Below are 11,636 nucleotides of genomic sequence, written 5' to 3' on the forward strand. Positions count from 1 at the left end.
CGGTAGTTAGCATCGCGAAACGCGCCACGTGGCGCGTCACCCTTGGGGAGTGAGAGATCTTGGCGGGTTCTGCCGACTTCGACCTGTACCGCCCGGCCGAGGAGCACGACATGCTCCGCGAGTCCGTCCGCTCGCTCGCCGAGGCGAAGATCCTCCCGTTCGCGGCCGCGGTCGACGAGGAGTCCCGCTTCCCGCAGGAGGCCCACGACGCCCTGGTCGCCAACGACCTGCACGCCGTCCACGTGCCCGAGACCTACGGCGGCGCCGGCGCCGACGCGCTCGCCACCGTGATCGTGATCGAGGAGGTGGCCCGCGTGTGCGCCTCCTCCTCCCTCATTCCGGCCGTCAACAAGCTCGGCTCGCTCCCGGTGATCCTCTCCGGCTCCGAGGAGCTGAAGAAGAAGTACCTCGGCCCGCTGGCCAAGGGCGACGGAATGTTCTCGTACGCCCTCTCCGAGCCGGACGCCGGCTCCGACGCGGCCGGCATGAAGACCCGCGCGGTCCGCGACGGCGATTTCTGGGTCCTCAACGGCGTCAAGCGCTGGATCACCAACGCGGGCGTCTCCGAGTACTACACGGTCATGGCCGTCACCGACCCGGAGAAGCGCTCGAAGGGCATCAGCGCCTTCGTCGTCGAGAAGTCGGACGAGGGCGTCTCCTTCGGCGCCCCCGAGAAGAAGCTCGGCATCAAGGGCTCCCCGACGCGCGAGGTCTACCTCGACAACGTCCGCATCCCCGCCGACCGCATGATCGGCGCCGAGGGCACCGGCTTCGCCACAGCGATGAAGACCCTCGACCACACCCGCATCACCATCGCCGCCCAGGCCCTCGGCATCGCCCAGGGCGCCCTGGACTACGCCAAGGGCTACGTCCAGGAGCGCAAGCAGTTCGGCAAGCCGATCGCCGACTTCCAGGGCATCCAGTTCATGCTCGCGGACATGGCCATGAAGATCTCCGCCGCCCGCGCCCTGACCTACCAGGCCGCGGCGGCCTCGGAGCGCGGCGACGCCGACCTCACCTACCTCGGCGCCGCGGCCAAGTGCTTCGCCTCCGACGTGGCCATGGAGGTCACCACGGACGCCGTCCAGCTCCTCGGCGGCTACGGCTACACCCGTGACTACCCGGTGGAGCGCATGATGCGCGACGCGAAGATCACGCAGATCTACGAAGGCACGAACCAGGTCCAGCGCATCGTCATGGCCCGCAACCTCCCGTAACGGGCGGTACGTGCTCTGACCTGCACGAACGAGGAAGGCTCCGGCCCCGGCCGGGGCCTTCCGGCGCTGCCGCGGCATGGCTAGTGTGTGCGCCGTCGGATTGTCGGAGCGTGGTGCAGGGCGGTAAGGGAAATGTCCGTAGAACGATCGGTCGCGCAGACCCTCGGGCAGATCGCCCGTCAGGACGTGGTGCAGATCGGCCCGGAGACCTCCGTCGCCCGCGCGGCCGCCCTGGTCCACGTCGCCGAGCAGTACGGCTTCGACTACGCGGAAGCACGCCGGACGGGGCACAAGAACGCGCTCGTACTGGTCCTCATGTACCGCGACCCGCGCCTCGAGGCGCGCGCCCGGGAGGCGGCCACGATCGCCGCCCACCCGCAGGCCGGCAACGGCGGGACGGTCCCGGGCATGCGGCCGGGGACGCTCAAGCCCCTCCCCGAGGCCGAGGAGGCCGTGGCCCGGGCCAAGGACCGCATCGCGTACGACGCCATGGCCCAGGTCGTGGGCAAGAAGCAGCAGCTCATGGCGGCCGGGTACTGCGTGGTCCTGCCGATCGTCCTCCTCGTCGCCGGGATGCCGCTCGGCGCGCTGTTCGGCGGCGCCGCACTGGCCGCGTTCGTGTTCGGGGGCTTCAAGATGGGCGCGGTCCGGCGGGAGCGGATCGCGCGCCGACTGATCGACGCCGGGTTCGTCGCGGTCCGCGACGTGCACGGGCGCGCCCGGTTCCTCCGCCCCGGACAGCAGCTGCCCGGCCACGCGAACCCCTTCGCGGTCGGATCGTAGGGGCCGGGTCGACCGCGCTGCCCCGTCATTTCATGACACGCCGGGCGCCGCGGATGTAGGGGTGAACACACTCCCGGGGCTCGCCCGCCGTCGGCGTCGATGTCCTACTCGGATGGGCTAAATTTGGACCTTCGTACGCCGGAATTCGGTTGGGGAGAACGCAATGACGGAAGCGATCCTGCTGGTCGGCGGGCAGGGGACGCGGCTGCGCCCGGTGACGGTGAACACGCCGAAGCCGATGGTCCCGACGGCCGGCGTACCGTTCCTCGCCCACCAGATAGCCAGGGCCGCCGCCGCCGGCGTCACCCACATCGTGATGGCCACCTGCTACCTCGCCGAGGTCTTCGAGCCCTACTTCGGTGACGGATCCGACTTCGGCGTCCACCTGGAGTACGTCGTCGAGGACGAGCCCCTCGGCACGGGCGGCGCCATCCGCAACGCGGCGCAGCTGCTCACGGGCGGCCCGGACTCCTCCGTCCTCGTCTTCAACGGGGACATCCTCACGGGCCTGGACATCGCCGGCCTCGTCGCATCCCACAAGGCGGCCGACGCCGACGTCTCCCTGCACCTGGTGCGCGTCGAGGACCCCCGCGCCTTCGGCCTGGTCCCCACCGACCCCGACGGGCGGGTGCTGGCCTTCACCGAGAAGCCGCAGACCCCCGAAGAGATCATCACCGACCAGATCAACGCCGGCTGCTACGTCTTCCGCCGCAGCGTGATCGACTCCATCCCGGCCGGCCGCCCGGTCTCCGTCGAGCGCGAGACCTTCCCCGGCCTGCTCGCCTCCGGCAGCCGCCTGCACGGGGTCACGGAGAACACGTACTGGATGGACCTCGGCAAGCCCGAGTCGATCATCCAGGCCTCCGCCGACCTGGTCCGCGGCGTCGTGCCCTCCCCGGCCGTTCCCGGCCGCCGCGGCGACTCCCTCGTGCTGCCCGGGGCCCAGGTGGCGTCCGGGGCCAAGCTGTCGGGAGGCACCGTCGTCGGCGCCGGCGCCCGCATCGAGGACGGCGCGGTCGTCGACGGTTCCATCGTGCTCGAAGGCGCCGTCATCGAGGCGGACGCCCAGGTGCGCGCCAGCCTGATCGGCGCCCGCGCCGGCGTGGGCGCGCGGACCGTGCTGGACGGCGCCGTCGTCGGCGACGGCGCCGCCGTGGGCGCGGACAACGAGCTGCGCTCCGGCGCCCGCGTGTGGTGCGGGGCGCGGCTGCCCGCGGCCGCGATCCGCTTCTCCCCGGACGCCTGACCCGCGGCGCCGCCCCGGATCCGAGCAGACGGCACTGGCCGAAATCCAGCCCCTCCGGCGTTTGAGGAGCGGGGTCCGGGGCGGAGCCCCGGAGCCTCGGGTCAGTTGCCGCGGACCGTGACCTTCTCGTCGTTCTGGATCTGCTTGACCAACTGCTGCACCTTCGCCTTGTCCCAGACGAGGTTGCCGCCGCGCTGGCCGGAGATCGGCATGTTCATCGAGACGCCGTCACCGCCGTTGACGCCCTTCATGGCGAAGAACATCTGGCCCATGTCGTAGAGGCCCATGTCCTTGTCCACGATCAGGGTGTCCAGGCCCGCGCCCATCAGCGGGTAGAGCTTGAACGGGTTGAGGATGGTGGACGGGGTCGCCGCCTGGTTGGCGAGCGCCGACAGGAACTTCTGCTGGTTCTTCGTCCGCTGGAGGTCCGACTCCGCGAAGGCGTACCGGGTGCGTACGAAGGCCAGGGACTGCTCGCCGTTCAGCGTCTGCTTGCCCGCCTTGAAGTCGGCGCCCGACTTCTCGTCCTTGAAGCCCTGCTCGATGTCGAGTTCGACGCCGCCGAGCGAGTCCACGATGTTCGCGAAGCCGGCGAAGCCGATCTCCGCGTAGTGGTCGATGCGCAGGCCGGTGTTGAACTCCACGGTCCGCACGAGCAGTTCGGGGCCGTCCTCCGCGTACGCCGCGTTCAGCTTGGTGCGCTTGCCGGTGCCCGCGTACTTCTTGCCGGACTGCGAGCCGACGAAGGAGGGGATCTCCACGTCCGAGTCGCGGGGCAGCGAGACCATCGTGTTCCCGCTGGAGCACTTCGCCAGGATCATCATCGAGTCCGTGCGCTTGCCCTCGGCGGAGCCCGTGTGGAGCTTCTTCTTCTCCTCGTCGGACATGCCCTCGCGGCTGTCGGAGCCCACGATCAGGTAGGTCGTGCAGTCGCCCTCCTTGGGGCGCTCGATGACCTTGGAGAGGTCCACCTCGCGGCGCACCTTGGAGTCGGCCCAGAAGTACGTGGAGACGCCGGTCACCAGCAGCGCGGAGACCAGCACGATCGAGCCGACCTTGATCCGCTTGCGCCAGTCCGGCGCGGGACCCGTCGGCCGCGGCGCGTAGTCGCCCGGGCCGTCGGGACCACCGGGACCACCCGGACCGCCGCCGGGGCGCCCGGGGCCGCCGCCCGAGGGGGAGCCGTAGACCTGGCCGGTGTTGTAGCCGCTGTCGTAGCCGTCGTACGTGTCGTGGCTCCGCGCCCCCTGCGGGGGTACGGACGGGCGCACGGGCTGCGCGGGGCGCCGGGGCGCCGGGGGCCCCTGCGGGGGCCGCTGGGGCTGGGGCGGCTGCTGCGGCTGCTGCCGCTGGATGTGCCGCATCCGCTGGGCACCCTCGGGCTGCGGCTGCGCGCTGCCCTGTCCGTACCCGCCGTCACGACCTTCTGGCCAGTCATTCATGCGCCCAAGAATGCCTGCTCGGGAGTGTCGTCCGACAGCCCGGTGGAGCTTCCGTTCCGGTGCTGTTGCAGAGCTGATGCCTCTGGTACGCATCTAAGGTATCTGTATGACTCAGATACCGGGCGCGCTGCCCGGGAAGCCGACCGCGGCCTCCCGTACGACCCTCAGCCACATCATGACCGCCAACGACACCAACCTCCTGGGAACGGTGCACGGTGGAGTGATCATGAAGCTGGTCGACGACGCGGCGGGCGCCGTGGCAGGCCGCCACTCCGGCGGTCCTGCGGTCACCGCCTCCATGGACGAGATGGTCTTCCTCGCACCCGTGCGCGTCGGCGACCTCGTCCACGTGAAGGCCCAGTGCAACTGGACCGGCCGCTCCTCCATGGAGATCGGCGTACGGGTCCTCGCCGAGCGGTGGAACGAGTCCACCCCCGCCACCCAGGTGGGCACCGCCTACCTCGTCTTCGCGGCCGTGGACGCCGAGGGCAAGCCCCGGCCGGTCCCGCAGGTCCTGCCGGAGACGGAGCAGGACGAGCGGCGCTACCAGGAGGCCCAGATCCGCCGCACCCACCGACTGGCCCGCCGTCAGGCCATCCGGGCGCTGCGCGAGGAGCGCGCCGCCCAGGGCTTCGACGACTGACGGCCCCGCCGGGCCGCCCCGCCCCGCCACCCGTCCGGGCCGGCGGGGCCCCGCGCTACTTCCCGCAGACCACCTGGTCCCCGGTGACCACCCCGGACTCGCCGCTGCCCTGGTACGGGTCCTCCGCCCGCACCGGCACCACCTTGCGGTAGTCCGTGCCCGCGATGACCAGCACCGTCCGGCCCTGGCCCGGCACCGCCCGCAGCTCGCTGCCGGGCAGCGCCGTCGACACCGAGCGGGCGGAGCGGTCCCAGCGGGGGTCGTACGTGACCACCGTGCGCCGGACGTCGCGGCCGGCGCCGTTGCCCGGGGCCCCGGTGGTGTCGAAGCCGGTGGCGCGCAGTGCGGCGTCGACCCGTCCGCCCAGACCGTCGATCCGGGTCCCGTTCTCCACCTGGACCCGGACCTGCTGCGGCGGCACGTCCACCGGCACCGTCGTCGGCCGCGCGGCGGCCGGGGCGGAGGCCGCGGCCTTCCCGGGCCGGGCCGGGGCCAGGGCACGGTCCTCGCGCAGCGCCTCGAAGAGCTTGGCCGCCTTCGGCTCGTCCCACTTCACGGTGGAGCCGATGCCCTTGACGGCGAAGGACGCGTCGCCGATCGGCACCGAGGCGAACTCCGAGGAGGAGGGGGTGAAGTCCCGCATCGCCTGCCCGAGCGCGAGCATCTGCTCCGAACCGAAGCCCTTGTCGGCCCGGACGGAGCCCAGCAGCGTCGAGCTGACCTCCTTGAACTTCACCGGGTTCAGCAGCACCCCGCCGCCGGTCGCCTGCTTGATCAGGGCGGCGATGAACCGCTGCTGGCGCTGCATCCGGCCGAGGTCGGAGGCACCGTCCACATGGCGCGAGCGCACGTACTGCAGGGCCTGCCCGCCGCCCAGCCGGTGGGTGCCGGGGAGCAGCTCCAGGCCGGTGTTCGGGTCGCGCATGGTCTTGGCGGTGCAGATCTCCACCCCGCCCATCGCGTCGACGGTCTTCATGAAGCTGGTGAAGTCGACCTCCAGGTAGTGGTCGATCTTCACCCGAGTCATGGCCTCGACGGTCCGCACGGTCAGCTGGGGTCCGCCCTCCGCGTACGCCGCGTTCAACTTCACGGGGTGCGCCTTGTGGTCCTTGCCGCTGTTGAGGTCCCGGTGCGCGGGCACCTCCGCATAGCTGTCGCGGGGCAGGCTGATCACGCTGGCCCGCTCCCGGTTCGCCGAGAGGTGCACGAGCATGATCGTGTCCGTGCAGTGGCAGGGGGCCCCGCCGAGGTGGTACTCGCGCTTCTCCTCGGGGGTGATCTTGTCCCGGCCGTCGGTGCCCACCAGCAGGAAGTTCAGACCGTGCCCGGCCTGCGGGCGGTTCTTCATGTCCTTGAACGGGTCCACGCGCTCGATCCCGGTGTCCAGGCCGGTCATCACGGCGTGCCCGATCGCCCCGGAGCCCAGGACGACCACCGCCAGCCCGGCCGCGAGCCGCACCCCCCACCGGGGCCGGTCGCCGCCCCGGCGCCGGGCGCGCTGCGCCGGGCGCGGCCCGGCGGGACGGGGGGGACGGTGCGGGTGGGGCACGGTGGACACCTCCGCGAGGCAGCGGGAGAACGGTCGGCAAGGGCGGCGAAGCTTCGGCTGATTCGGCAGAACAGTAGGCCCATACGATCAGCGTCTGTCCGTACCGCTCACTCGGCGCGCACCCGGTTCCCCCGTACGCGGTAACGTGACACAGATACCCGACCTTGAAGGACCACATGCCCGCGCAGCAGCCCGCAGTCTCGGTGATCATGCCGGTGCTCGACGAGGAGCACTACCTCCGCGATTCCGTCCGCCACATCCTGGAACAGGAGTACGCGGGCGAGATGGAGGTGGTGATCGCCCTCGGGCCGTCCACGGACCGCACCGACGAGATCGCCGCGGAACTCGTCGCCGAGGATCCCCGCGTCCACACCGTCCCCAACCCCACCGGACGGACCCCCGCGGCGCTCAACGCCGCCATCAAGGCCTCGCGCCACCCGATCGTGGTACGCGTCGACGGCCACGGCATGCTCTCGCCGAACTACATCGCCACCGCGGTCCGCCTCCTGGAGGAGACCGGTGCGCAGAACGTCGGCGGCATCATGCACGCCGAGGGCCAGAACGCCTGGGAAGACGCCGTCGCGGCCGCGATGACCTCGAAGATCGGCGTGGGCAACGCGCCGTTCCACACGGGCGGCCAGGCGGGCTCCGCCGAGACCGTCTACCTGGGTGTCTTCCGTCGCGAGGCGCTGGAGCAGCAGGGCGGGTACAACGAGGAGTTCATCCGCGCCCAGGACTGGGAGCTGAACTTCCGCATCCGCGAGGCCGGCGGCCTGATCTGGTTCTCCCCGGAGCTGAAGGTCCAGTACCGCCCGCGGCGCTCCGTCAAGGCACTGGCCAAGCAGTACAAGGACTACGGGCGCTGGCGCCACGTGGTGGCCCGGTACCACGCGGGCTCCATCAACCCCCGCTACCTGGCCCCGCCGACCCTGGTCTGCTCGCTGGCCGCGGGCGTGGTCGTGGGCGTGGCGGTCAACCCCCTGGGCTTCGTCCTCCCGGCCGGCTACCTCGCGGCGATCGTCGCGGGTTCGATCCCGGCGGGCAAGGGCCTGTCCCTGAAGGCCCGGGCGCAGATCCCCGTCGCCCTGGCGACGATGCACCTGTCCTGGGGCTTCGGCTTCCTGACGAGCCCGCGCGCGCTGGCGAACAAGGTCATCGCGAGCCGCCGCCCGGCGGTCCGGCGGGACTCCTCGCAGGTCTGAGACGATCCGGACACATGAGGGAGGGGCCCGGTGCGACAGCACCGGGCCCCTCCCTCATGTGCGCTCCACGTGCGCGGACTACCAGGTGAAGCCCGGCTGGATCGGCATGCAGGCGCCCTCGTTGTCGCCGTTGAGGGCGTGGGCCGAGGTCGGCAGCGCGGTCGGGGCGGGCGCCGGCGGGGCCGGGGCGTCACCGGTCCGCCAGTCCTTGCCCACGTACAGGGTGATCCCGGAGACGTCGTCGGACTTCAGTACGGAGGAGGCCGGCAGGCCCAGCGCCGCGGCGACGGACGCGGCGTCGGCCGCCTGGGCGTCGTTGGCGAAGCGGACCACGGTGGTGTCCTCGCCCGCGGTCGTGGCCGCGGTCTCGGAGGAGGTCTTGGTGAAGCCCTTGCGGATCATCAGCGAGGCGACGTCGGCCGCCCGGTTCTTCACCTTGGCCTGGGCGCCGTCCTTGCCGCTGGTGGCGTTCCGGACGGAGACCGCGATCTTCGCGGGCTCCTGGGCCGGGGCCGTGGTCGGGGCGGCCGGGGGAGGCGTGTTCGCGGAGGGCGAGGCGCCTTCCGCGGGGGTGCCGGAGCCCTTGCCGTCGAGCGCCACGTCCTCGCGGACCATCTTGAACACGGCCTCGGCCGCGCCCGGTTCGGGCTCGACCCGGCCCTCCTCGCGGGCGCTGTACACCCACGGCATGGTGGTCATGGTGATCCGGTTCGGCGGAACCTTCTTGAGCTCCATGCTGAGGTCGTACAGCCTGTCGATCTTGTTCAGGCCGGGGTCCACGACCATGGCCTTGATCGCGGCCTGCGCCAGGCTGTTGAGCATCACGGGGTTGCTGAGCTTGGCGTTCTTGCGGAACTCGCGGGACAGCGAGCTCATGTACTGGTGCTGGGCGTGGGTGCGGCCGATGTCGGTGCCGTCCTCGAACCCGTAGCGGGTGCGCAGCCACTGCAGGGCCTGCTCGCCCTGGATCTTCGTCGTGCCCTTCGGCAGCTTCAGGCCGGAGCCCTTGCCGTCACGGGTCCGGGAGTGGACGTTCTGTTCGACGCAGACCGGGACGCCGCCGATGGCGTCGGCCATCGATACCACGCCCTTGAAGTCGATCATCATGAAGTGATCGATGGGTATCTTGGTCAGCTCGGTCCAGGCGGCGACCGTGCAGCCCGGGCCGCCGCGGCTGAGGGACTCGTTCGTCTGGACGAGCCGGGTGCTGGCCGGGTGCACCTTGCCGCCGGGCTCGGTGCACTTGGGCATCATCAGCAGGGTGTCGCGCGGCATCGAGACCACCGACATGTTGCTGCGGTCCGCGGACAGGTGCAGCAGCATCTGCACGTCCGCGAGGGGCGGGCCGCCGAAGGTGTCCTTGGCCCCGCCGAGCTCCTGGTTCGCCTCGTCGTTACGGGCGTCCGAGCCTATGAGGAGGATGTTCAGCGGCGTCTGCCCGAAGGCGTTCGGCTTGGAACCGCCCAGCTTGTTCTCGCCGAGGTTCAGCGCGTCCGTACGGATGCTGCCGTTGAGGTGGCGGTAGTACAGGTATCCGGCGGCCGCCGTCCCGAGTATGAGGAAGGCCAGTACGGAGGACACCCAGCGCAGCACGCGCCGACGGCCCCGCCTGGAGCCGCCGCCGCCCGCGCGGCGGCTGCTGCGCGAGCCGCCCCGTGGCGGGGGCACGGCGCCCGCCCCGTCGCCGGATATGTCACCGGCGGACTGGGCGGTCGCCCCCTCCCCCCGCACGCTGCTCTGCCTCACGTGTTCCCCCTAGAAGATCCTGATTGCTCGGCATGGTGCCGGTACGACCGGCTACGGCCCGTTATTTGGCGCAGACTGCCTTGTCGGCCTGTGCCTGCTGCACGTCTTCCGACAACTGCTGCGGGACGGCCGATCCCAGCGGGGCGCCCGGCTTGTCGAAGTCCGGCCCCAGGGTCAGCTTCATCGGCGACTTGGCCGCCGCGTCGGCGGTGCCCATCTTCAGCGCCGAGGCGGGCAGCCCCAGCATGTCCGCCAACGCCCGCGCCTGGTCGGCCTGGTTGGGGGCGTACTCCAGCTGCGTGGCACCGACCTTCTCGGGCGCGTTGCTCTTGTTGCTCGCCTTGAGCACGCCCTTGGTGTTCTGCAGCCAGGTGAGCGTCGTCGATGCCGCGCCCTTGGGTCCGCCTCCGTTGTACACATCCACTCTGATGTCGCCGGCGGTCGACCGGTTCCCTTGAAGGAGCGCGTCCTGCTTGGCTTTCGCCTCGGCGTCGGCCGCCTGCTTGGAGGCCTTCTCCTTCTTCTCGACCTCCGTGAGCGAGACGTCCCCCCGGATCATCTGCAGCAGCGGGTCGGCCAGCGTCCGATTGACCACGACGGTCGCCTTGCGGTTCGGCGGCTCGTTCGGGTTGTCCAGCACGGGCAGGGTCGTGAAGGTGATGTTCTTGAGGTCGATGTCCTTCAACTCGCCCGCGAGGTCGGTGAGTTTCTTGATGGATCCCAGACCCTGATCCACGGTCAGCGACTTGGTGGCCGCCTCCGCGAGGGAGAAGAACTTCTTCGGACTGGTCAGCGTTTCCTTCGACTTCATCTCGCGCATCATCGAGCCGAGGAACTGCTGCTGGGTCTTGATGCGGTCCAGGTCGCTCTCGTTGCCGAAGGCGTGCCGGGTCCGTACGAAGGCCAGCGCGTCCTCGCCCTGCAGCCGGTGCTCGCCCTTGTCGAGCTTCAGCTTGGAGTCCTTGTCGTCGACGGCCTTCTCCAGGCACACGGGCACTCCGCCGACCGCCGTGCTCAGCGTCTTCACGGCGTTGAAGTCGACCATCATGAAGTTGTCGACCTCTATGCCGGTGACCTCCTTCACGGTGCGCATCGTGCAGCCCGCGTCGCGACCCTCTTGGCCCAGGCTGGTGTTGAAGCGCGTGCCCTTCGTGCCGCGGATCTCCTTCGTCGATCCGTCGGGCTGCTTCGTCGGGCAGGTCGGGATGTCGGTGATCAGGTCGCGCGGGATGGACAGCGCGGTGGCGTTGCTGCGGTCCTTGGCGATGTGGAACAGGATCGTGGTGTCGGCGTGGCCGACGCTGTCCTTGTCCCCGTAGCCCTCGTTGCCGGCGCCGCTGCGCTTGTCGGTGCCGATGACCAGGATGTTGATCGCCTGGTCCTTCTTGAAGCCGCCCGTGCCGGTGCGCCCGATGTCGGTGACGTTGATGTTGCCGTTGAGGTGCTCGTAATAGAGGTAGCCCGCGGTGGCGCCGCCGATCAGCAGCAGCGCCAGCGTCCCGCTGGTGATCATCAGGGCCTTCTTGCGGCGTCCGCCGCCTCCGCCGCCGTTGCGGGAGCGCCCGCCGCGCCGACCGGGGGGAGTGTCACCACGCCGCGGCTGGGGTACTGAGGGGGAAGTGGTGGGCTCGGTGCGTGACGGAGCCGTGCGCGATCTGCGTGGTGCCGTGACTCTGGACCGTCGCTGCGCTGCGGAATCGTCCGGTCGCAGTTCGTAGTGGCCGGTGCGGGAGTTCAATACCCACTGGTCTGCGGGGTCGATCTCGTCGGCCCGCCCACGGCTTTGCGCATCCACGGTTGCTCGAATC

9 protein-coding genes are annotated in these 11,636 nt (G+C 70.7%); 5 read left to right on the top strand and 4 right to left on the bottom strand.

Annotation, left to right across the window (positions count from 1 at the left end):
• Nucleotides 1-59: 59 nt before the first annotated feature.
• From ACFYZL_RS24650 to ACFYZL_RS24660, 3 genes are all read left to right on the top strand, one after another.
• Nucleotides 60-1,217, top strand: coding sequence for an acyl-CoA dehydrogenase family protein (locus ACFYZL_RS24650; protein ID WP_384758334.1), 1,158 nt, complete (start codon nt 60-62; stop codon nt 1,215-1,217).
• 132 nt (nt 1,218-1,349) lie between these two features.
• The gene (locus ACFYZL_RS24655) at nt 1,350-2,000 is read left to right on the top strand and encodes a hypothetical protein (protein ID WP_388681662.1); all 651 of its coding nucleotides are present in this window, start codon (nt 1,350-1,352) and stop codon (nt 1,998-2,000) included.
• A gap of 163 nt (nt 2,001-2,163) precedes the next feature.
• Complete coding sequence (locus ACFYZL_RS24660; RefSeq protein ID WP_384758338.1) at nt 2,164-3,246, top strand: sugar phosphate nucleotidyltransferase; 1,083 nt, start codon at nt 2,164-2,166, stop codon at nt 3,244-3,246.
• A gap of 101 nt (nt 3,247-3,347) precedes the next feature.
• Here ACFYZL_RS24660 and ACFYZL_RS24665 read toward each other — a convergent pair whose 3' ends face one another.
• A complete protein-coding gene (locus ACFYZL_RS24665; RefSeq protein ID WP_384759211.1) occupies nt 3,348-4,688 on the bottom strand; it encodes an LCP family protein in 1,341 nt (446 codons plus the stop codon).
• A gap of 106 nt (nt 4,689-4,794) precedes the next feature.
• On the opposite strand from ACFYZL_RS24665, the gene ACFYZL_RS24670 reads away from it, so the two are divergent.
• Nucleotides 4,795-5,331 (top strand): acyl-CoA thioesterase, encoded by a 537-nt coding sequence (locus tag ACFYZL_RS24670; protein ID WP_384759208.1) that lies wholly within the window; start codon nt 4,795-4,797, stop codon nt 5,329-5,331.
• Between the two features lie 55 nt (nt 5,332-5,386).
• Here the strand turns inward: ACFYZL_RS24670 and ACFYZL_RS24675 are convergent, their stop codons facing one another.
• Nucleotides 5,387-6,880 carry an LCP family protein gene (locus ACFYZL_RS24675; RefSeq protein ID WP_388681667.1) on the bottom strand — a complete coding sequence of 498 codons (1,494 nt, stop codon included), beginning with the start codon at nt 6,878-6,880 and terminating at the stop codon, nt 5,387-5,389.
• Between the two features lie 176 nt (nt 6,881-7,056).
• Here ACFYZL_RS24675 and ACFYZL_RS24680 point away from each other — a divergent pair, with 176 nt between their 5' ends.
• Nucleotides 7,057-8,082 carry a glycosyltransferase family 2 protein gene (locus ACFYZL_RS24680; protein ID WP_388681670.1) on the top strand — a complete coding sequence of 342 codons (1,026 nt, stop codon included), beginning with the start codon at nt 7,057-7,059 and terminating at the stop codon, nt 8,080-8,082.
• 78 nt (nt 8,083-8,160) lie between these two features.
• Here ACFYZL_RS24680 and ACFYZL_RS24685 read toward each other — a convergent pair whose 3' ends face one another.
• Both ACFYZL_RS24685 and ACFYZL_RS24690 read right to left on the bottom strand, forming a co-directional pair.
• Nucleotides 8,161-9,828 (bottom strand): LCP family protein, encoded by a 1,668-nt coding sequence (locus ACFYZL_RS24685; RefSeq protein ID WP_388681673.1) that lies wholly within the window; start codon nt 9,826-9,828, stop codon nt 8,161-8,163.
• Nucleotides 9,829-9,889: 61 nt separating this feature from the next.
• Entirely contained in the window at nt 9,890-11,623 is a 1,734-nt protein-coding gene (locus tag ACFYZL_RS24690) for an LCP family protein (protein ID WP_384757921.1), read from the bottom strand.
• Between the last annotated feature and the right edge of the window lie 13 nt (nt 11,624-11,636).

Origin of the sequence: Streptomyces sp. NPDC001717 (assembly GCF_042892775.1) — a bacterium.
Lineage (GTDB): Bacteria > Actinomycetota > Actinomycetes > Streptomycetales > Streptomycetaceae > Streptomyces.